This is a genomic window from Citrobacter sp. CK198 (assembly GCF_030333295.1).
Lineage (GTDB): Bacteria > Pseudomonadota > Gammaproteobacteria > Enterobacterales > Enterobacteriaceae > Citrobacter_B > Citrobacter_B koseri.
On the sequence record NZ_JAOWGE010000035.1, the window covers coordinates 269,414 to 290,453 of the forward strand.

At 55.6% G+C, this 21,040-nt stretch carries 19 protein-coding genes and 1 pseudogene; 14 read left to right on the plus strand and 6 right to left on the minus strand.

All coding sequences use genetic code 11. The annotated features are described in order from the left end of the window. Positions 1-63: 63 nt before the first annotated feature. From dnaT to OGY62_RS19205, 5 genes are all read left to right on the plus strand, one after another. Positions 64-603, plus strand: coding sequence for a primosomal protein DnaT (gene dnaT / locus OGY62_RS19185; protein ID WP_199971770.1), 540 nt, complete (start codon positions 64-66; stop codon positions 601-603). A gap of 2 nt (positions 604-605) precedes the next feature. Next, complete coding sequence (gene dnaC, locus OGY62_RS19190) at positions 606-1,343, plus strand: replicative helicase loader DnaC (protein WP_049008305.1); 738 nt, start codon at positions 606-608, stop codon at positions 1,341-1,343. 63 nt (positions 1,344-1,406) lie between these two features. Next, the gene (locus OGY62_RS19195) at positions 1,407-1,898 is read left to right on the plus strand and encodes a YjjA family protein (protein WP_058668533.1); all 492 of its coding nucleotides are present in this window, start codon (positions 1,407-1,409) and stop codon (positions 1,896-1,898) included. 254 nt (positions 1,899-2,152) lie between these two features. Then, positions 2,153-4,444, plus strand: coding sequence for a phosphatidylglycerol--membrane-oligosaccharide glycerophosphotransferase (gene opgB / locus OGY62_RS19200; protein WP_286460408.1), 2,292 nt, complete (start codon positions 2,153-2,155; stop codon positions 4,442-4,444). 66 nt (positions 4,445-4,510) lie between these two features. After that, positions 4,511-5,026 carry a GNAT family N-acetyltransferase gene (locus tag OGY62_RS19205; protein WP_275155225.1) on the plus strand — a complete coding sequence of 172 codons (516 nt, stop codon included), beginning with the start codon at positions 4,511-4,513 and terminating at the stop codon, positions 5,024-5,026. A gap of 287 nt (positions 5,027-5,313) precedes the next feature. On the opposite strand, the gene tsr is transcribed toward OGY62_RS19205, so the two are convergent. Then, positions 5,314-6,978, minus strand: a complete 1,665-nt coding sequence (gene tsr, locus OGY62_RS19210; RefSeq protein ID WP_012134223.1) for a methyl-accepting chemotaxis protein — start codon at positions 6,976-6,978, stop codon at positions 5,314-5,316. Between the two features lie 366 nt (positions 6,979-7,344). Here tsr and btsT point away from each other — a divergent pair, with 366 nt between their 5' ends. From btsT to yjiA, 3 genes are all read left to right on the plus strand, one after another. Next, positions 7,345-9,495, plus strand: coding sequence for a pyruvate/proton symporter BtsT (gene btsT / locus OGY62_RS19215; protein WP_047459136.1), 2,151 nt, complete (start codon positions 7,345-7,347; stop codon positions 9,493-9,495). 131 nt (positions 9,496-9,626) lie between these two features. Next, complete coding sequence (locus OGY62_RS19220) at positions 9,627-9,830, plus strand: YbdD/YjiX family protein (RefSeq protein ID WP_024130742.1); 204 nt, start codon at positions 9,627-9,629, stop codon at positions 9,828-9,830. A gap of 11 nt (positions 9,831-9,841) precedes the next feature. Continuing rightward, positions 9,842-10,798 (plus strand): GTPase, encoded by a 957-nt coding sequence (gene yjiA / locus OGY62_RS19225; RefSeq protein WP_286460409.1) that lies wholly within the window; start codon positions 9,842-9,844, stop codon positions 10,796-10,798. A gap of 104 nt (positions 10,799-10,902) precedes the next feature. On the opposite strand, the gene OGY62_RS19230 is transcribed toward yjiA, so the two are convergent. The 4 genes from OGY62_RS19230 to OGY62_RS19245 form a co-directional block, all read right to left on the minus strand. Then, positions 10,903-11,967: a DUF2955 domain-containing protein gene (locus OGY62_RS19230; protein ID WP_012134227.1), complete on the minus strand. Its 1,065-nt coding sequence runs from the start codon at positions 11,965-11,967 to the stop codon at positions 10,903-10,905. After that, positions 11,957-13,024 (minus strand): HlyD family secretion protein, encoded by a 1,068-nt coding sequence (locus OGY62_RS19235; protein WP_286460410.1) that lies wholly within the window; start codon positions 13,022-13,024, stop codon positions 11,957-11,959. The genes OGY62_RS19230 and OGY62_RS19235 overlap by 11 nt, the downstream gene beginning before the upstream one ends. 12 nt (positions 13,025-13,036) lie before the next feature. Continuing rightward, entirely contained in the window at positions 13,037-13,495 is a 459-nt protein-coding gene (locus OGY62_RS19240) for a MarR family winged helix-turn-helix transcriptional regulator (RefSeq protein WP_012134229.1), read from the minus strand. A 149-nt stretch (positions 13,496-13,644) separates the two neighbouring features. Further along, on the minus strand, positions 13,645-13,809 hold the full coding sequence (locus OGY62_RS19245; protein WP_112001232.1) for a DUF1127 domain-containing protein: 165 nt from the start codon (positions 13,807-13,809) through the stop codon (positions 13,645-13,647). A 177-nt stretch (positions 13,810-13,986) separates the two neighbouring features. Here OGY62_RS19245 and OGY62_RS19250 point away from each other — a divergent pair, with 177 nt between their 5' ends. Next, on the plus strand, positions 13,987-15,399 hold the full coding sequence (locus tag OGY62_RS19250; RefSeq protein WP_047459146.1) for an aminotransferase-like domain-containing protein: 1,413 nt from the start codon (positions 13,987-13,989) through the stop codon (positions 15,397-15,399). Positions 15,400-15,454: 55 nt separating this feature from the next. Here the strand turns inward: OGY62_RS19250 and OGY62_RS19255 are convergent. Next, a pseudogene (locus tag OGY62_RS19255) lies at positions 15,455-15,889 on the minus strand (Rpn family recombination-promoting nuclease/putative transposase); the annotation flags it as partial. Between the two features lie 166 nt (positions 15,890-16,055). Between OGY62_RS19255 and mdtM the strand changes: the two are divergent. The 5 genes from mdtM (at position 16,056) to OGY62_RS19280 (ending at position 20,934) form a co-directional block, all read left to right on the plus strand. Beyond that, a complete protein-coding gene (mdtM, locus tag OGY62_RS19260; RefSeq protein WP_049009412.1) occupies positions 16,056-17,297 on the plus strand; it encodes a multidrug efflux MFS transporter MdtM in 1,242 nt (413 codons plus the stop codon). Between the two features lie 97 nt (positions 17,298-17,394). Continuing rightward, entirely contained in the window at positions 17,395-18,675 is a 1,281-nt protein-coding gene (locus tag OGY62_RS19265) for a DUF445 domain-containing protein (protein WP_058669144.1), read from the plus strand. A gap of 82 nt (positions 18,676-18,757) precedes the next feature. After that, a complete protein-coding gene (locus OGY62_RS19270) occupies positions 18,758-19,909 on the plus strand; it encodes a double-cubane-cluster-containing anaerobic reductase (protein WP_114847997.1) in 1,152 nt (383 codons plus the stop codon). Between the two features lie 9 nt (positions 19,910-19,918). Next, positions 19,919-20,686, plus strand: a complete 768-nt coding sequence (gene yjiL, locus OGY62_RS19275) for a putative 2-hydroxyacyl-CoA dehydratase activator YjiL (protein ID WP_286460411.1) — start codon at positions 19,919-19,921, stop codon at positions 20,684-20,686. Then, positions 20,683-20,934: a putative Se/S carrier protein gene (locus OGY62_RS19280; RefSeq protein WP_286460412.1), complete on the plus strand. Its 252-nt coding sequence runs from the start codon at positions 20,683-20,685 to the stop codon at positions 20,932-20,934. Before yjiL ends, OGY62_RS19280 begins: the two co-directional genes overlap by 4 nt. The last annotated feature ends 106 nt before the right edge of the window (positions 20,935-21,040 follow it).

Below are 21,040 nucleotides of genomic sequence, written 5' to 3' on the forward strand. Positions count from 1 at the left end.
CGTCTGTGTGTTACTATAAAAACAGTATTCCTTCTCGGTTGTGGTTCCCTGTTGAGAAACATTATGTCTTCCAGAATTTTGACCCCGGACGTCATCGGTATTGACGCCTTATTACACGATCACAACGCGGTGCTGGCAAAATCGGCAAGCGGCGCGGTGGCGGTCTTCGCCAATAACGCGCCCGCGTTTTATGCCGTGACGCCGGCACGTCTGGCGGAACTGCTGGCACTGGAGGAAAAGTTATCGCGTCCGGGAAGCGATGTCACACTGGATGCTCAACTCTACGAAGACTCCCAGGCCGCGCCTGTGGCCATTCCGCTGGGGAAATTCGCCATGTACGCAGACTGGCAGCCGGATGCTGACTTCCAGCGGCAGGCCGCGCTGTGGGGCGTCGCGCTAAGGGAACCCGTCACCGCCGAAGAGCTGGCCTCATTTGTGGCTTACTGGCAAGCGGAAGGTAAGATTTTTCACCACATCCAGTGGCAGCAAAAGCTGGCGCGCAGCGTGCAAATCAGCCGGGCCAGTAACGGCGGTATGCCGAAACGTGATGTGAACAACGTCAGCGAACCTGACGACCATATTCCACCTGGTTTTCGAGGGTAACGATGAAAAACGTTGGCGACCTGATGAAACGTCTGCAAAAAATGATGCCAGCAAATGTTGAGCCTGCATTCAAAACGGGCGAAGAACTGCTGGCATGGCAGAAAGAGCAAGGCGAAATGCGTGCGGCAGCGCTGGCGCGTGAAAACCGGGCGATGAAAATGCAGCGCACGTTCAACCGTTCCGGCATCCGTCCGCTGCATCAAAACTGCTCGTTTGATAACTATCGTGTTGAGAACGACGGGCAGATGAACGCGCTGAGCAAAGCGCGGCAGTACGTCGAAGAGTTCGACGGCAACATCGCCAGCTTTATCTTTTCGGGCAAACCCGGCACCGGGAAAAACCATCTCGCGGCGGCAATCTGCAATGAACTGCTGCTGCGCGGAAAATCGGTTTTGATCATTACCGTCGCCGATATTATGTCCGCGATGAAAGGCACCTTTAGCAATCGCGAAACCAGCGAAGAGCAGTTGCTCAACGATCTCAGCAATGTGGATCTGCTGGTGATCGACGAGATCGGCATGCAGACCGAATCCCGCTATGAAAAAGTGATCATCAACCAGATCGTCGATCGCCGCTCATCATCCAAACGCCCTACCGGGATGTTAACCAACAGCAATATGGATGAGATGACCAAACTCCTTGGCGAGCGCGTAATGGATCGTATGCGTCTGGGCAACAGTCTGTGGGTGATCTTCAACTGGGAAAGCTACCGTAGCCGCGTCACCGGCAAAGAGTATTAAGACCATTCCGACCCAGGCAAGCGCTATACTGCGACGAAAGGTACACACACACGAGTCATAACGATGAAAACCACAAAACGTCTTCTGTGCTGCGCGGTTGCCGCCAGCGCGTTTATCGCCACCAGCGCTTTCGCCGCGTCCTGGCAGGATTCTCTCTCCAGCGCCGCCAGCGAACTGAGCAAACAAAGCAGCTCTTCACAGCAGGGCGGCATGTCGCTGTCTTCTCTGACCAGCCTGCTGAATGGCGGCAATCAGGCATTAAGCGCTGATAACATGAACAACGCGGCGGGTATTTTGCAGTATTGCGCGAAACAGAAACTGACTTCCGTTACCGATGCGGAAAACGTTAAAAACCAGGTGCTGGATAAACTGGGACTTGGCGCCGCCGAACAGAAGCAGGACACCAATTATCTGGATGGCATTCAGGGTCTGCTGAATACCCAAAACGGCGAACAGCTTAGCCTGGATAACATTGGCAGCACGCCGCTGGCGGAAAAAGTGAAAACCAAAGCCTGCGACCTGGTGTTAAAACAGGGGATGAACTTCATTTCCTGATGCGCCAACATGCCGCGTTTCAACCGTTTAGCGTTGAGCGCGGCCTGACCTCTCTCTTTCTACTTCTCTCTGTCTCGCCTTCCCCGCATCACGGGAAGTGACGACGATCAAAAAAGCCAGGTTCTAAACCAATTCTTAATCACTGCACATTTTAATGTCACCATAATTGCAGCAATATGACATCGCCATTACATTGTATGTCCTGAAAAGAGATTACGCCGCCTGCCGAATGCGGGTTTATTGAGGATCATCAGTTGTCTGAGTTACTTTCCATCGCCCTGTTTCTCGCGTCCGTGCTGATTTATGCGTGGAAAGCGGGTCGCAACACCTGGTGGTTTGCCGCCATTTTAGCGGTACTTGGGCTTTTTGTTGTCTTAAATATTACGCTCTATGCCAGTGATTACTTTACCGGTGACGGCATTAACGATGCGGTTCTCTACACGCTGACCAACAGCCTGACGGGTGCCGGCGTCAGCAAATATATTCTGCCCGGCGCCGGCATCGTACTTGCGCTGGCCGCCGTATTTGGCACGTTAGGCTGGGTTCTGCGCAGGCGTCGCCACCATCCTCACCATTTCGGCTACAGCCTGTTGGCGCTCTTACTGGCGCTGGGATCGGTGGATGCCAGCCCGGCATTTCGCCAGATCTCCGAACTGGTCAAATCCCAGTCGCGCGATGGCGACCCGGACTTCCCGGCTTATTACAAAGAGCCGTCGAAAACGATCCCGAATCCGCAGCTCAACCTGGTCTATATCTACGGTGAAAGCCTGGAGCGCACCTATTTTGATAACGATGCCTTCCCGGATCTCACGCCGGAACTCGGCGCGCTGAAAAACGAAGGGCTGGATTTCAGCCACACCATGCAATTGCCGGGCACAGATTACACCATCGCCGGAATGGTCGCCTCGCAGTGCGGCATCCCGCTGTTTGCGCCGTTTGAAGGCAACGCGTCGGCTTCCGTATCCAGCTTCTTCCCGCAGAATATCTGTCTGGGCGATATCCTGAAAAACTCCGGCTATCAGAACTATTTTGTGCAGGGCGCAAATCTGCGTTTCGCCGGAAAAGACGTGTTCCTCAAATCCCACGGTTTCGACCACCTGTATGGTGCGGAAGAGTTAAAAACCGTGGTGGCAGACCCGAGCTATCGTAACGACTGGGGCTTTTACGACGATACGGTGCTCGACGAGGCATGGAAAAAGTTTGAAGAACTCTCTCGCTCCGGCCAGCGTTTCTCGCTGTTTACGCTGACGGTGGATACTCACCACCCGGACGGGTTTATCTCACGCACCTGTAACCGCAAGCGTTACGACTTCGACGGTAAGCCGAACCAGTCCTTTAGTGCCGTCAGTTGCAGCCAGGAGAACATCGCCGAATTTATCAATAAAATCAAAGCATCGCCGTGGTTTAAAAATACCGTCATCGTGGTTTCCTCCGACCATCTGGCGATGAACAACACCGCGTGGAAGTACCTGAACAAACAGGATCGCAACAACCTGTTCTTCGTGCTGCGCGGCGACCAGCCTCAGCAGGATACGCTGGCGGTGAAACGCAACACGATGGATAACGGCGCGACCGTGCTGGATATTCTGGGCGGGGATAACTTTATCGGCCTGGGGCGCAGCAGCCTCTCCGGTCAGTCGCTGTCGGAAGTCTTCCTGAACAGCAAAGAGAAGATCCTGGCGATGAAGCCGGACATTATTCGCCTGTGGAACTTCCCGAAAGAGATGAAGGATTTTACCGTCGATCGGGATAAAGACATGATCGCTTTCTCAGGGAGCCACTTCCGCCTGCCGCTGCTGTTGCGGGTGTCGGATAAGCGCGTCGAACCGCTGCCGGAAAGTGAATACTCCGCCCCGCTGCGTTTCCAGTTGGCTAATTTTGCCCCGCGCGATAACTTCGTCTGGGTCGATCGCTGCTACAAAATGGCGCAGCTGTGGGCGCCGGAGCTGGCGCTCTCCACCGACTGGTGCGTTTCACAAGGGCAACTGGGCGGGCAACAAAGCGTCCAGCACATCGATAAAGCACAGTGGAAAGGCAAAACGGCGTTTAAAGATACGGTTATCGATATGGAGCGTTACAAAGGCAACGTTGATACGTTGAAGATCGTCGATAACGACATTCGTTACAAAGCCGACAGTTTTATCTTTAACGTGGCTGGCGCGCCGGAAGAGGTGAAGCAGTTCAGCGGGATTTCACGACCGGAATCGTGGGGGCGCTGGTCTAATGCGCAACTGGGTGATGAGGTGAAGATTGAATACAACACGCCGTTACCGAAGAAATTCGATCTGGTGATCACCGCCAAAGCCTTTGGCGCGAATGCTAATCGCCCTATTCCTGTTCGCGTAGGCAAGGAAGAACAGACGCTGGTGTTAGAAAACGAAGTCACCACAACAACGCTGCATTTTGATAACCCGTCAAATGCCAGTACGCTGGTGATTGTGCCGCCCGACCCGGTATCGACCAATGAAGGCAATATTCTCGGCCACTCCCCGCGTAAGCTGGGTATCGGAATGGTTGAGATTAAAGTGGTGAATGCCGAAGGCTAATCCTTAGTACAGGCCCGATAACACAACGTTTATCGGGTCTGCGCAATCCACGCTATACTCCCGCGCATGAAGATGACTTTTCGCCCTACCACGCTGGCTGATATCACCGCCATGCCCGCCATTGAACGCTCTGCGGGTCAACGCTTTCGGGACGTGCCTGCGCTGGCATGGATAGCCGACGGCCCTGTTATTTCAGTTGAACAACACCGGGAACACGCCGCAAAAGGATTGAGCTGGCTGGCGCTCGCCGATGAGCGTCCTGTCGGTTTTTTACTGGCCGAAGCGCTGGATTCATCGCTGTTTATCGCCGAGGTGTCTCTGCTGCGTGAATGGCAGGGAAAAGGCATTGGCCGTCAACTGATTGCGTACGTCGCGGAGCAGGCGCGCAGCAGCGGTTTTGATGCGCTGACGCTTACCACCTTTCGGGACGTGGCGTGGAATGCGCCGCTCTATGCGCGAATGGGATTTGTGGTGCTGGATGATGAGCACCTGTCGCCAGGATTACGTCAAAAGCGAGAGGAAGAAGCGGCGCACGGTCTGGCGTATGAATCACGCTGCGCCATGCGCCTGAGGCTGGTTTGAAGCGCCCGATGGCGGCTGTCGCCTTATCGGGCCTACATAGCACCGCATCCATACCATATGCCGGATTCATCCGGCATCATAACAGTTACCTACCCGTAGGCCGGATAAGCGTTAGCGCCATCCGGCAACACAGCAACTCCCTACCCGTAGGCCGGATAAGCGCCAGCGCCATCCGGCATCACAGCAGCTCCCTACCCGTAGGCCGGATAAGCGCCAGCGCCATCCGGCAACACAGCGACTCCCTGCCCGTAGGCCGGATAAGCGCCAGCGCCATCCGGCATGACGGCTTAGAAGGTTTCCCAGTTATCACCGCTATCCGCGACGGCTGCTTTACGCGGCAGTACAGACGCAGAAGCCGGTTTCACCGCTGCGGCATCACGCGCACGCTGCTGTTCCTGCTGAATGCGGAATACGGCAACAGCCTGCGTCAAGCGGCTGGCCTGCTCTTCCAGCGCGGCAGCGGCTGCGGCAGACTCTTCCACCAGCGAGGCGTTCTGCTGGGTAACGCGATCCATCTCCGCTACCGCCAGGCCAACCTGGTCGATACCACGGCTTTGCTCATCAGATGCCGAGGCGATTTCCCCCATGATATCGGTCACACGCGTCACCGCGTTCACGATTTCATCCATCGTTTCACCGGCGCTTTCGACCAGCGTTGAGCCCACATCCACACGGCTGACGGAGTCTTCAATCAGGCTCTTGATCTCACGCGCCGCCTGCGCACTGCGTTGCGCCAGGTTGCGAACTTCACCCGCTACCACGGCAAAACCACGACCCTGTTCGCCCGCACGCGCCGCTTCTACCGCCGCGTTCAGCGCCAGGATGTTGGTCTGGAAAGCAATACCGTCGATCACACTGATGATGTCGGCAATTTTCTGCGAACTGGAAGCAATATCACGCATCGTTTGCACGACGTTATCCACCACTTTACCGCCTTTCTGCGCGGTTTCAGACGCGCTCAATGCCAGATGGCTGGCCTGGCGCGCGTTCTCGGCGTTCTGTTTCACCGTGGCGGTCAGCTCTTCCATGCTGGCGGCGGTCTCTTCCAGAGAGGCTGCCTGCTGTTCAGTACGGGAAGAGAGATCGTTGTTGCCCATCGCGATTTCGCTGGCGCCGCTGTAAATCGCATTCGCGCCGTTACGCACATCACCGACGGTACGAACCAGCTCGCCCTGCATATGCCGCAGGCTCTGCGCCAGTTGTCCCATTTCGTTAGAGCCTTCCACATCAATGCGTTTCACCAGATCGCCGTTCGCAATATGACGAATACTTTCGATCAGACGGTTCATCGGCGCGATCAGGGAGAGCTTAATACCGAACCAGACGGCGACGATCACCAGCAGCACAACGATTAACACGCTCGCCAGTACCCACATCGCCTGGCTGTATGAACGGTTATTATCTTCTACCGCAATGTCATACAGACGATCGTTCTGCTGCATGTAGTTAACATACTGCTTCTCAAAACCGTCCTGATAACCCTGAGTGGGCTGATCGAAGAAGTCGTTGATCTTACCTGCGCCCAACAGCTGGATCAGCTCCGCCAGCGCATTATGGTAGATATCGTAGTTACGCTTGATCTCCACTGCCGCCGTTTCACTCTGGCGCGGATCGCGAGGCAACGCCTCGTACTCAGCCCAGTGTTTTTCCGCCAGTTTCAGAGAGGTCGTCGCAATTTGCATCAGATCGGTAACGGTCGCGCCGCTGCCAATATTGTTCTGATCCATCATGTAACGGATACCCGCCCGGTTCAGGGTGTTTCGCGTTTGCAGTAGCGCAACCCAGCTGGCGTTCAGCGTGGACTGTTGCTGACGAATGGTTTGCAGCACGGTGAAGTTCTCTTTGTCATTCTTCAATGAGTTAAAGAACAAACCGCCTGAGGTGAGTTGTAAAAGGCCAAATATTGCCAGGACCAGCAGCAAGCTGGTCACAATCTTGATTCGTTTTAACATGTTTTCTCTTTCCGCTAGACAGATACCAGAATTTTCGGCCTGGAAAGGGAAAACTTTACCGAATTCGTACTGGTTGGAACGATATCAGCACGAATGATTCTCCGTTCACGATCGACGAAAAAGAAATGCTGGATTTTAATTAGTGATCTCAATCACATAAATGACCGCATCCCGCCGTCGGGAAAACCACTCACTGACACTCCTGACCGCTTAAGCCCACATATAACCACTCACTTATTTACCTTACTTTACGCGCGCGTATCTCTGGCAGGATCACCTCAGCATAGCAGTCAATTTACCTCCTCAAACACAGACTCAAACCCAACGGCTTCGGCCAATTATTAATCTTAAAAACCAGGTTTTACTATGGATACGAAAAAGATATTCAAGCACATACCCTGGGTGATTCTTGGAATCATCGGTGCATTCTGCCTCTCGGTCGTCGCCTTACGCAGAGGTGAGCACGTCAGCGCCCTGTGGATCGTGGTCGCTTCCGTCTCTGTTTATCTGGTGGCTTATCGCTACTACAGCCTGTACATCGCCCAGAAGGTGATGAAACTCGACCCAACGCGTGCTACGCCTGCGGTCATTAATAACGACGGCCTGAACTACGTACCGACGAACCGCTACGTACTGTTTGGTCACCACTTTGCCGCTATCGCTGGCGCCGGCCCGCTGGTCGGCCCGGTTCTGGCCGCGCAAATGGGCTACCTGCCGGGTACGCTGTGGCTGCTGGCGGGCGTAGTGCTGGCCGGTGCGGTACAGGACTTCATGGTGCTGTTTATCTCTTCCCGCCGTAACGGCGCATCTCTCGGTGAGATGATCAAAGAAGAGATGGGCCCGGTGCCGGGCACCATCGCCCTGTTTGGCTGCTTCTTAATCATGATCATCATCCTCGCGGTATTGGCGCTGATCGTGGTAAAAGCGCTGGCCGAAAGTCCGTGGGGCGTCTTCACCGTTTGCTCAACCGTACCTATCGCGCTGTTTATGGGGATCTACATGCGCTTCCTGCGTCCGGGACGTGTGGGTGAAGTCTCCGTTATTGGCATCGTGCTGCTGGTTGCCTCTATTTACTTCGGCGGCGTGATTGCGCACGACCCGTATTGGGGCCCGGCGCTGACCTTTAAAGACACCACCATTACCTTCGCGCTGATCGGTTACGCGTTTATTTCCGCACTGCTGCCGGTATGGCTGATCCTCGCCCCGCGCGACTATCTGGCAACCTTCCTGAAAATCGGCGTTATCGTCGGTCTGGCGCTGGGGATTCTGATCCTCAACCCAGAGCTGAAAATGCCGGCAATGACCCAGTACATCGACGGTACCGGCCCGCTGTGGAAAGGCGCGCTGTTCCCGTTCCTGTTCATCACCATCGCCTGTGGCGCGGTATCTGGCTTCCACGCGCTGATCTCTTCCGGTACGACGCCGAAACTGCTGGCTTGTGAAACCGACGCGCGTTTCATCGGCTATGGCGCAATGCTGATGGAGTCTTTCGTGGCGATCATGGCGCTGGTTGCGGCGTCTATCATCGAACCGGGTCTCTACTTCGCGATGAACACCCCGCCAGCGGGCCTCGGTATCACCATGCCGAACCTGCACGAAATGGGTGGCGAGAACGCGCCGCTGATTATGGCGCAGCTGAAAGACGTCACCGCACACGCGGCGGCAACCGTCAGCTCCTGGGGCTTTGTGATTTCGCCTGAGCAGATCCTGCAAACCGCAAAAGACATCGGCGAACCGTCGGTACTGAACCGCGCAGGTGGCGCACCGACGCTGGCGGTCGGTATCGCTCACGTATTCCACAAAGTGTTGCCGATGGCTGACATGGGCTTCTGGTATCACTTCGGTATTCTGTTCGAAGCGCTGTTCATCCTGACCGCGCTGGATGCGGGCACCCGCTCCGGCCGCTTTATGTTGCAGGATCTGCTGGGTAACTTCGTCCCGTTCCTGAAGAAAACCGACTCTCTGGTTGCTGGCGTCATCGGTACTGCGGGTTGCGTCGGTCTGTGGGGCTACCTGCTGTATCAGGGCGTGGTTGATCCGCTGGGCGGCGTTAAGAGCCTGTGGCCGCTGTTCGGTATCTCCAACCAGATGCTGGCCGCCGTGGCGCTGGTTCTGGGCACCGTGGTACTGGTTAAAATGCAGCGCACCAAATACATCTGGGTTACCGTTATCCCGGCAGTATGGCTGCTGATCTGCACCACCTGGGCGCTGGGTCTGAAACTGTTCAGCACCAACCCGCAGATGGAAGGCTTCTTCTACATGGCTAACCAGTACAAAGAGAAGATTGCCAACGGCAGCGAACTGACCGCGCAGCAAATTGCCAATATGAACCACATCGTCGTGAACAACTACACCAACGCAGGCCTGAGTATTCTGTTCCTGGTAGTGGTGTACAGCATCATCTTCTATGGGTTCCGTACCTGGCAGAAAGCCCGCACCATCAACGGTCGTACCGATAAAGAGACGCCGTATGTACCGGTGCCGGAAGGCGGCGTGAAGACCTCTTCACACCATTAATCGGATGCCGGGTGGCGCTACGCTTACCCGGCCTACAAAATGCAGTTAACGTAGGCCGGATAAGGCGCAAGCCGCCATCCGGCAAAACCAACGCCCGGTTCGCTGGGCTTTATTCATATCTGGATGAGAAAATGTTTGGTAACTTAGGTCAGGCAAAAAAATATCTCGGCCAGGCGGCGAAGATGTTGATTGGCATTCCAGACTACGACAACTATGTCGAGCATATGCAAACCAATCATCCAGACAAGCCGTACATGAGCTATGAAGAATTCTTCCGCGAGCGCCAGCAGGCACGTTACGGCGGCGACGGAAAAGGCGGCATGCGCTGCTGTTAATGGAGGCACTGATGACCCCGATTGCAGTTACCCTACTCACCGGTTTTCTCGGCGCGGGTAAAACCACCCTGCTGCGCCACATTCTTAACGAAAAACACGGCTACAAGATTGCCGTTATCGAAAACGAATTCGGCGAAGTTTCCGTTGACGATCAGTTGATTGGCGATCGCGCCACCCAGATCAAAACCCTGACTAACGGCTGCATTTGCTGTACCCGCTCCAGTGAACTGGAAGACGCGCTGTTAGACCTGCTCGACAACCTCGACCAGGGCAACATCCATTTCGACCGTCTGGTGATTGAGTGCACTGGCATGGCCGACCCCGGCCCGATTATTCAGACCTTTTTCTCCCATGACGTGATTTGCCAGCGCTACCTGCTGGACGGCGTGATTTCGCTGGTCGATGCGGTACACGCCGACGAGCAGATGAACCAGTTCACCATCGCCCAGTCGCAGGTCGGTTATGCCGACCGCATCCTGCTGACCAAAACCGACGTGGCGGGAGTTAGCGAAAAACTGCGTGAACGCTTAGCGCGCATCAACGCCCGCGCCCCGGTTTACACCGTCACGCACGGCGATATCGACCTCTCCCTGTTGTTCGACACCAACGGCTTTATGCTGGAGGAGAACGTAGTCAGCGCCACACCGTGCTTCCACTTTATCGCCGACAAACAAAACGATATCTCATCAATTGTGGTGGAGCTGGATTATCCGGTAGACATCAGCGACGTTTCCCGCGTCATGGAAAACCTGCTGCTGGAGTCCGCCGAGAAACTGTTGCGTTACAAAGGAATGCTATGGATTGAAGGCGAACCGAACCGCCTGCTGTTCCAGGGCGTCCAGCGCCTGTACAGCGCCGACTGGGACCGCCCGTGGGGCGACGAACAGCCGCACAGCACGCTGGTGTTTATCGGCATTCAACTGCCGGAAGACGAGATCAGGGCCGCGTTTGCGGGGTTGAAGAAATAACCCTCATTCTGGATTGCCCGGTGGCGCTACGCTTACCGGGCCTGGAAATCCCACTCCTTGTAGGCCGGATAAGGCGCAGCCGCCATCCGGCACTCACTCCCCACTCACTCAGTAATCACAAACCGCGTCGCTGCAAAGCAGTTGAGGATGCGGTGGACCAGAAACACCATCGTCAGCGTCGCTACCAGCGCGACGGTGACTGAAGTGATGCGGTACAGATCGCTGAACACCAGATCGCTGTCCGGGTGCAGGTTCTGGCCGAACATAATGCCGATGGTGGTGATACTGGCAAAGCCGACGCCCGCGCCGACCTTTTCCATCACATGCAGACGAGCGCTGAAGCCTAGCCCGAGACCGATTAGCGGCATCATCAGCAGCATATGGTTGCTGAAGTCATAAATAAGCAGTTGCACCAGCAGAATATAGAGACAGGCCAGCACCACGCCGACGACGCGCCAGATAGAGCTGATCACCGCGCCACGATAGTGCATCGGAAACAAAATCAAAATTCCCGCCATCAGCGCCGACAACGAATCGCTCAAATCGCAGATCTGGAAAATCACAAAGATCATCGTCGCCACGGTGCCGGAAAGCAGCGACTCATGGCGAATACGGGCATCATCTTTCTCAATACGCGGCGGCGGCTGACGCGGTTCGACATCCGGGATCAGATAGTGCAGCAGCGCGCTCAGGGCTACCGCCATCACGCAGGCCTCCATATTGGAGAACATCAGCGTATGCCAGTTGGTGCCAGGGTAACTCATAAAGTTGAGCATCGTGCTCTGGCACACCACGCCCATCGAACCGAGCAGAAACAGCGGCCCCTTGCTCATAAAACGAAAGCGCATCACGTACAGGCCAAACACCACCAGCGTCATAATTACCGGCCACTGCGAGAGATAGCCGACAATCAACACCATTTCAACGCAGTTCACCGCCGCGCTGAATACAAACTGACGAGCCACATGGCGGTTAAACACCGGCACCAGCGACAACAGCATCAGCGGATAAACCACAAAAAACACGCCGTACTGCACGTTGTAGAAGGTCGAGATACTCAGTGCTATCGTCCCGGCAACGGAAATACGCACGGTCTGGCGAAAATCATTGGCGGTGTAGACAATATTCCCGTGCGGCGTAAAGACGTGGGCCAGGGTGTTAATAGACATAGTGAAGCCAGCTTACCAGGTGGATCTGCGCCCCTGCAAAGGTGCGGGCAAACATCCCTTCGCTGTTATACAACTGCACCGTAGCGCGAGCGCCGGTCGGCAGGGGGTTCTCCAGCGGGGTATCCAACGCAACGTGAATGCGCATACGCTGGGCATCGCGCACCCAGCGCGTCGACTGTTCCGGCTGCGACAGCTGTCCGTTAACCGCTTCCTGCCCGGCCAGAATCCCGGCGTCGCTGCTGGTCACATGCGCAGGAAACACTTTGCCCGGCATGGCGTCAAACACCACTGCGGCATCGGTATTTACGCGGGTGTGACGCAGGCTTTTCTCACGAAAATCGGCCACAATATCGGTCTGGTTACTGACCAGCGCCATCAAAGGCGTAGCGGCGGTGGCGTAAAGCCCAGGGTTGAGCTGGAGATTGCTCACCGTCCCGTCGGTTTCCGCCCGCACCTTCGTCCAGCCCAGGTTCAGCTGTGCCTCTTCCAGCGCATTGCGGTATTTTTGCAGCGTCACATTGCGACTGTCGTCGCGTTCACCGCGCTGGATCAGCAGGTTCTGGATACTGGCATTCAGCGCAGCCACCGACTGCTCGCTGGTCTGCCAGGTGGTGCGCACTTTCTCCAGATCCGACTGCGAAACATTCTGCATCGCGCTCAGCCGCTGATAGCGGTCAAACGTGAGCTTATCGTTGCGGGCAGTGTATTGCGCGGTGCGCAGGTTGGCGCGCGCAGAGGCGATCTGCGCATCCAGCTGTTGGTTGCTCAGCTTCGCCTGCTCAAAGGCAATCTGTGCGGCCTCAACTTTATTGATAAACGGCGTTGGGTCCAGTTCATACAACAGGTCGCCCTTTTTCACCTGGCTATTGTTGCGTACGTAGACGTGAGAGACATAGCCGGAGACGCGCGAGGAGACCGGCGTCACCACACGCATCACGGTGGAATCCGGCGTCAGCGGGATCCAGATATCGGCAACAATAAACCAGGCGAATATTGCAAGGAAAGCGGCAATACTCACCCTTACCCAACGGGCAAATTTTTGTTCTGGGGTCATCATAGTTTTTTAGAGTTAATTATCTTCTTCGCGGATTAACCGCAGATTGCAGGCGATTTGATTTAATGTGGCGCTGAAGGCAGCAAGTTCCGCTTCCGGGATAGTACGGGTGACGCGTTGCTGATAGGTCTCAATCACCCGGTTCAGTTCTTCCAGCCTTGAACGGCCTTGCGCTGTCAGCGTCAGCAGGCGGATGCGTTTGTCATATGGCGATGTTGAACGCACCAGATAGCCCTGTTTTTCCAGTTGCGTGAGGGTACGCATCAGCGGTGGCAGCTCAATGCCCTGCACCTCCGCCAGTTCGCTGACCGAGACGTTATCGCCCAACTGATGCAGTTGCATCAGTACCGTCCAGCTTGACTGCGTCAGGCCGGTATCGGTGATGGCAGCATCAATAATTGCACGCCACTGGCGTACCACCATTGCCATGCGCATCCCCATCGGACGACGGGCAAACAGCTCATCTTCAGTCATCTCTCTTTCCCCTCTTAGCAGATGGGAAAATAATACTTATCAGGATAAGTATCAAGAAACAGCTGATAAGGAAGCATCAATTGATAAATTACATGAATGTAAAAAAGGCCGGACTGAATACAGCCCAGCCTCTGTGGTGTTACGGGGGATCACTCAATCTGATCCCGTCGCAGCCCCACATCCTTTAACTGTTCATCGTTCATGCGTTGCAATACGCGCTGCGTCTGCGCCCGCAGTCGCCACCTTTTTATTGCCCGCCAGATCTGAACAAAACCAATAAACGGCTGTTTTGCGCGATTCTCGTGAAATTCCATACTCCACCTCCCCACCAGGTCAGAGGCTTTATCTTCCCGGATTTTCACCACGACAATACAGATTCAAAAAATACTTTTCTTTGCCATACAGATTGGCTAAAACGGTATCTGAACGCGATTTCGACCACCGTTCTGTACTGGTTTTTCCATCTGTATGGCAAGAGTGAGGAATACAGCATGACGCGTTACCAACATCTGGCTAATCTGCTGGCCGAGCGTATTGAGCAAGGGCTGTATCGCCACGGGGAAAAATTGCCCTCGGTGCGTAGCCTGAGTCAGGAGCATGGGGTGAGCATCAGTACCGTACAGCAGGCATATCAGACGCTGGAGACGTTGCAGCTCATCACTCCACAGCCGCGCTCCGGCTACTTTGTCGCCCCGCGCAAGGCGCAACCGCCGGTGCCGCTGATGTCACGCCCGGTACAGCGACCGGTAGAGATCACCCAGTGGGATCAGGTGCTGGACATGCTGGAAGGGCACAACGACAAATCAATTATTCCTTTCAGCAGCGGCGTCCCCGATATCCACCAACCCAGCCTGAAACCGCTCTGGCGCGAGCTAAGCCGCGTGGCGCAACATAACCTGGGGGCGGTGCTGGGCTACGATGAACTGGCCGGATACCGCGAACTGCGGGAACAGATCGCCCGCCTGATGCTTGACAGCGGTTCGGTCGTCAGCGCTGATGATATCGTTATCACCAACGGTAGCCAGAGCGGTTTGTCGCTGGCGCTGCTGACCGTCTGCCAGGCGGGTGATATTGTCGCCGTCGAATCCCCCGCCTATTACGGCACCATGCAGCTCCTGCGCGGCTTAGGAATAAAAGTCATTGAAATCCCGACCGACCCGGATACCGGTATCAGTATTGAAGCACTGGAACTGGCGCTGGATCAGTGGCCGATTAAAGGGGTTATCCTCGTACCAAACTGCAATAATCCCCTCGGGTTTATTATGCCGGACGCACGCAAACGGGCAGTGCTCAGCCTCGCGCAGCGCCACGATATTGTGATTTTTGAAGATGACGTGTATGGCGAGCTGGCGACGGATTACCCGCGCCCCCGCACCATCCACTCCTGGGATATCGATGGTCGGGTGCTATTGTGCAGTTCGTTTACCAAATCCGTCGCGCCGGGCCTGCGCGTAGGCTGGGTCGCTCCGGGTCGTTACCACGATCGCCTGCTGCATATGAAATACGCCGTCATCGGCACCAACGTTCCCGCCACGCAGCTGGCGGCGGCCACCTTCGTCCGCGAGGGCCACTATCACCGTCATGTCCGGCGAATGCGCCAAATCTACCAGCGCAACATGGAGATCTATACCTGCTGGGTACGCGAATATTTTCCCTGCGGGATCTGCGTCACCCGACCAAAAGGCGGCTTTATGCTATGGGTCGAGCTGCCGGAGCATATCGATATGGTCTGCGTCGCCAGACAGCTATGCCGCCTGAAAATCCAGGTCGCGCCGGGATCACTGTTTTCCGCCTCCGGGAAGTATCGCAACTGCGTGCGCATCAACTGTGCGTTACCGCCGAACGAGAAACATCGTGAGGTAATGCAAAAACTTGGAGAGGCGGTGAAGGTGGCGATGGAATAAGCCCGCCCGGCAGAACGGCGTTTACCGGGCCAGTGATGCGCTGGTGGATATGTGTTTAGTGGTTCAGCGCGATAACCTCTTCAACAGCAAGTCCGGTGATACGTAAAACCGTATCGCGATCGATGCCGTCTTCCAGCATTGTACGCGCGATACGCTGCGCCTCAGCCCGTTGGCCTTGCTGTAAGCCTTGCTGCATACCCTCCTGGCGACCCGCTTCATGTAATCGTTCAGCTATCGTCATCAGACTTTCCTTGTGTTGGGGGGAACGTTCGGCCACCTCGTGAATAAACTGGCTAAAACGAGATGCATCGCCGCACTGCATCATATAATTAAACAGCACTTTAAGCTGGCTGTCGGTAGTGTATCCCATCACCAAAAGTGAGGCCAGTTGCTCCACCAGCCCCATCAGGTCACGCTGGCGGATATGTTTTTGTATCAACTCCAGCAAGGCAATACGCCGATGTTGCATGATCTCACTATCCGGCGTCACCTTACCTTGTCAGGATGCCAACGACATTCGGTATTATGCGTTGCTGCGAGGCGCTATCAACGATAAATTCACCTTTCTGCAAGGCGTACATTTTTTCTGAATACGCCATGCAGAAATGTTTCACTGTACCCGTTCAGGGTTTTCTCCGACATGGAGTGCGATTTATATGCAACGGATACGTCAATTTTTCTCCCGGCGCGCGACTACGCTATTTTTCCCGATGGCGCTGATTCTGTACGACTTTGCCGCCTACCTGTCGACGGATTTGATTCAGCCGGGCATCATCCATGTCGTGCATGATTTCAATGCCGATGTCAGCCTGGCTCCGGCATCCGTCAGTCTCTATCTGGCCGGAGGGATGGCATTGCAGTGGTTGCTCGGCCCGCTTTCCGACCGGATTGGCCGCCGACCGGTGCTGATTACGGGCGCGCTTATTTTCACCGTTGCCTGCGCCGCTACGCTCCTTACAACGTCAATGACGCAGTTTCTGGTCGCGCGTTTCATTCAGGGCACCAGCATCTGTTTTATCGCCACGGTCGGTTACGTTACCGTGCAGGAAGCCTTCGGCCAGACCAAAGCCATAAAACTGATGGCGATCATCACCTCAATAGTTCTGGTTGCGCCGGTTATCGGCCCGCTCTCAGGCGCTGCGCTAATGCACTTTGTTCACTGGAAAGCCCTGTTCGGCATTATTGCGCTGATGGGGCTGATCGCCCTGTGCGGCCTGGCGCTGGCGATGCCAGAGACGGTACAACGCGGCGCGGCGCCGTTTAGCATTCCCGCCGTCCTCCGCGATTTTCGCCATGTCTTTCACAACCGGATTTTCCTCTTCGGCGCCGCAACGCTTTCGCTGAGCTACATCCCGCTAATGAGTTGGGTGGCGGTCTCGCCAGTAATCTTAATCGACGCGGGCGGCATGACTACCGCGCAGTTCGCCTGGGCGCAGGTGCCGGTGTTTGGCGCGGTAATCATCGCCAATATGATGGTCGCTCGGGTTGTGAAAGATCCTGGCGATCCGCGTTTTATCTGGCGCGCACCGCCGATACAGCTTGTCGGTCTGGCCATCCTGATCGCAGGAAATCTGTTGTGGCCTCATGTCTGGCTGTGGTCAGTGCTGGGCACCAGTCTGTACGCTTTTGGCATCGGGATGATTTTCTCGACGTTGTTCCGCTTTACGCTGTTTTCCAACACTCTGCCTAAAGGCACCGTCTCAGCGTCGCTGAATATCGTCATCCTGACAGTCATGGCCGTCGCTATCGAAGTCGGACGCGGGTTGTGGTTTAACGGCGGCAAGATTCCGTTTCATCTGTTGGCGGTGGTGGCAGGAATTGCGGCGGTGTTCACATTGAAAGGGCTGTTACAGCGCGTGCGTCAGTATGAGGTAACAGAATTGGCAACTGAGAAATAAACTCATGCCTGATAGCGCTACGCCAGAAGGCCTTCACCGCAGGTAGCCCGGGATGATCTTTTGCACGATCCCCCCGTCTGGCTCTATCCTTAACGCTATGAATAAAATTGCTGAACTCAAACGCGCCAAACGACTGGCGCTCTCGCTGCTGCTGATTGCCGCCGCCACGTTCATCACGACGCTTTTCCTGCCGCCAAATTTTTGGGTACTCGGCATTAAAGCCATTGCGGAAGCGGCAATGGTGGGCGCACTGGCAGACTGGTTCGCCGTCGTGGCGCTGTTTCGTCGGGTGCCGATTCCGTTTATCGCGCAGCATACCGCCATTATCCCGCGTAATAAGGATCGAATCGGCGAAAATCTTGGCCAGTTCGTGCAGGAGAAATTTCTTGATACCCAGTCGCTGGTCGCGCTCATTCGCCGTCATGAACCAGCCTTGCTGATCGGCAACTGGTTCAGTCAGCCGGATAACGCCCGGCGGGTTGGGATGCATTTGCTGCAAATCATGAGCGGTTTTCTCGAACTGACGGACGACGCCCGTATTCAGCGCCTGCTCAAGCGGGCGGTACACAAAGCGATCGATAAAGTGGACTTCTCTGGCACCAGCGCGTTAATGCTGGAGAGCATGACCAAAAACGATCGTCATCAGGTACTGCTGGACACCCTGATCGCGCAGTTGATCGCCCTGCTTCAGCGCGACAGCTCACGCGCGTTTATCGCACAGCAAATCGTGCGCTGGCTGGAGACGGAACATCCGCTAAAAGCAAAAATTTTACCGACCGAATGGCTGGGGGAACACAGCGCAGAACTGGTTTCCGATGCGGTGAATTCGCTGCTGGATGATATCAGCCACGACCAGGCGCACCAGATCCGCCACGCCTTCGATCGCGCCACCTTTAAGCTGATCGACAAACTCAAAAACGATCCAGAGATGGCCTCCCGGGCGGAAAGCATCAAAGCGTACCTGAAAGAAGATGAGGCGTTTAACCATTATCTTGGTGAACTCTGGGCTGATTTACGCCAGTGGCTGAAGGCAGATATTAACGCAGAGGGTTCCCGCGTGAAGCAGCGGATCGCCCATGCCGGGCAATGGTTCGGCGAAACGCTGGTGGCGGATGATGCCCTTCGCGCTTCGCTCAACGGCCATCTGGAACAGGCTGCGCACCGGGTCGCGCCGGAATTCGCCGCGTTTCTGACGCGCCACATCAGCGACACGGTAAAAAGCTGGGATGCCCGCGATATGTCACGCCAGATAGAGCTGAACATCGGCAAAGATTTGCAGTTTATCCGCGTCAACGGCACGCTGGTCGGCGGCTCCATCGGGCTGGTGTTGTATCTGCTGTCGCAAATACCGTCCCTGCTGACGTTACCCAACTTTTAAGCAGATCAATAAACACCTGGTTTTTACAGGGTTATAATGCGTGGTCTTTTCATTGTCTCCCGTGTTACGGGGAAGGAAAACCATGTCGCTTATCACCGATCTACCCGCCATTTTTAACCAGTTCTCCGACGCCCGTCAGAAAGGCTTTCTCACCGTCATGGATCTTAAAGAACAGGGGGTTCCACTGGTCGGCACCTACTGCACGTTTATGCCGCAGGAGATCCCGATGGCGGCGGGCGCGGTTGTCGTTTCCCTGTGTTCAACGTCGGACGAAACCATCGAAGAAGCCGAAAAGGATCTGCCGCGCAATCTGTGTCCTCTGATCAAAAGCAGCTACGGCTTCGGCAAAACGGACAAATGCCCCTACTTTTATTTTTCCGATCTGGTGGTGGGCGAAACCACCTGCGACGGCAAAAAGAAAATGTACGAATACATGGCCGAATTTAAGGCCGTACACGTCATGCAACTGCCCAACAGCGCCAATGACGCCGCCTCCCGTGCGTTATGGAAAGCAGAGATCCTGCGTCTGCAACAGGCTGTGGAAACGCGTTTTGGCCACCCCATCAGCGAAGCCGCCCTGCGCGACGCGATCGTATTGAAAAACCGCGAACGCCGCGCGCTGGCCAATTTCTACCGCGTAGGCCAGCTTAATCCTCCTGCTCTTAGCGGCAGCGATATCCTGAAAGTGGTGTACGGCGCGACGTTTCGTTTTGATAAAGAAGCGCTTATCGACGAGCTCAACGGCATGGCTGACCGCGTGCGCCAGGAGTGGCAGGACGGCAAGCGGCTGGACGCCCGCCCGCGCATTCTGATCACCGGCTGCCCGATTGGCGGCGCGGCAGAAAAAGTGGTACGCGCCATTGAAGAGAACGGCGGTTGGGTCGTCGGATTTGAAAACTGCACGGGGGCAAAAGCCACCGAACAGTGCGTTGAAGAGACGGGCGATGTCTATGACGCGCTGACCGACAAATACCTCGCAATTGGCTGTTCCTGCATTTCGCCCAACGACCAGCGGCTGACGTTGCTCAGCCAGATGGTAGAGGAGTATCAGGCGGACGGCGTCGTGGATGTGATTTTGCAGGCCTGTCATACCTATGCCGTTGAGTCTATGGCGATTAAGCGCCACGTACGCCAGCAGCACAACATCCCTTATATCGCCATCGAAACGGACTACTCCACTTCGGATATCGGGCAACTCAGCACCCGCGTCGCGGCCTTTATCGAAATGCTGTAAGGAGCGCCCGTGACGTATTCGATTGGCATTGATTCCGGCTCCACGGCGACAAAAGGCGTTTTGCTGGCGGAGGGTGTTATCACACGCCGTTTCCTCTGCCCCACGCCGTTTCGCCCCGCCGATGCTATCCACCAGGCGTGGGAAGCGCTAAGCGCAGGGCTGGACACGCGCCCGTTTCTGACGCTAACCGGCTACGGACGCCAGTTGGTTGATTTTGCCGATAAACAGGTGACGGAAATCTCCTGCCACGGGCTGGGGGCGCGCTTTCTGGATCCTGAAACCCGCACGGTCATCGACATTGGCGGCCAGGACAGCAAGGTTATTCAACTGGATAACGACGGTAATCTCACCGACTTTCTGATGAATGATAAATGTGCCGCCGGAACCGGGCGTTTTCTGGAGGTGATTTCGCGCACCCTCGGCGCCAGCGTGGATCAACTGGATACGATCACCGACGGCGTTGAGCCTCATGCCATCACCAGCATGTGCACGGTTTTTGCCGAGTCTGAAGTAATCAGCCTGCGCTCTGCGGGCGTTGCGCCAGAAGCTATTCTTTCCGGCGTGATCAACGCGATGGCCAGACGTAGCGCCAATTTTATCGGCCGACTGTCTGCCGGGGGACCTTTGCTGTTTACCGGCGGCGTCAGCCACTGTGCGGCATTCGCGCGTATGCTGGAAAGCCACGTTGCGATGCCGGTTTACACCCATCCTGACGCGCAGTTTGCCGGGGCCATTGGTGCGGCGCTGATTGGTCAACGCCAGAGAAAACGCGGATGACGGAATATCTGTTTTTATTTCATTCGACGGTGGGCGTCATTCAGACCCGCAAAGCGCTTCAGGCTGCGGGAATGACCTTTCGGGTGGCGGATATTCCACGCCAGCTACGCGGCGGCTGCGGGTTATGTATTTACCTGCGCTGCGCCCCCGGCGAAGAAACGCGGTGGATTATCCCCGGTTATACCGAATCCATCTATCGCTGTGTGGATGATGGCTGGCACTGCGTAAAAACGATCGACGCCTGCTGAATTTCCCAACGCGTATACCTTGCCGGGCTCTCACACACCCTCTATTTTTTACTTTTTATTATCATTTACACATGTAATATAACAAACACAAATTAACGCGCTAAGT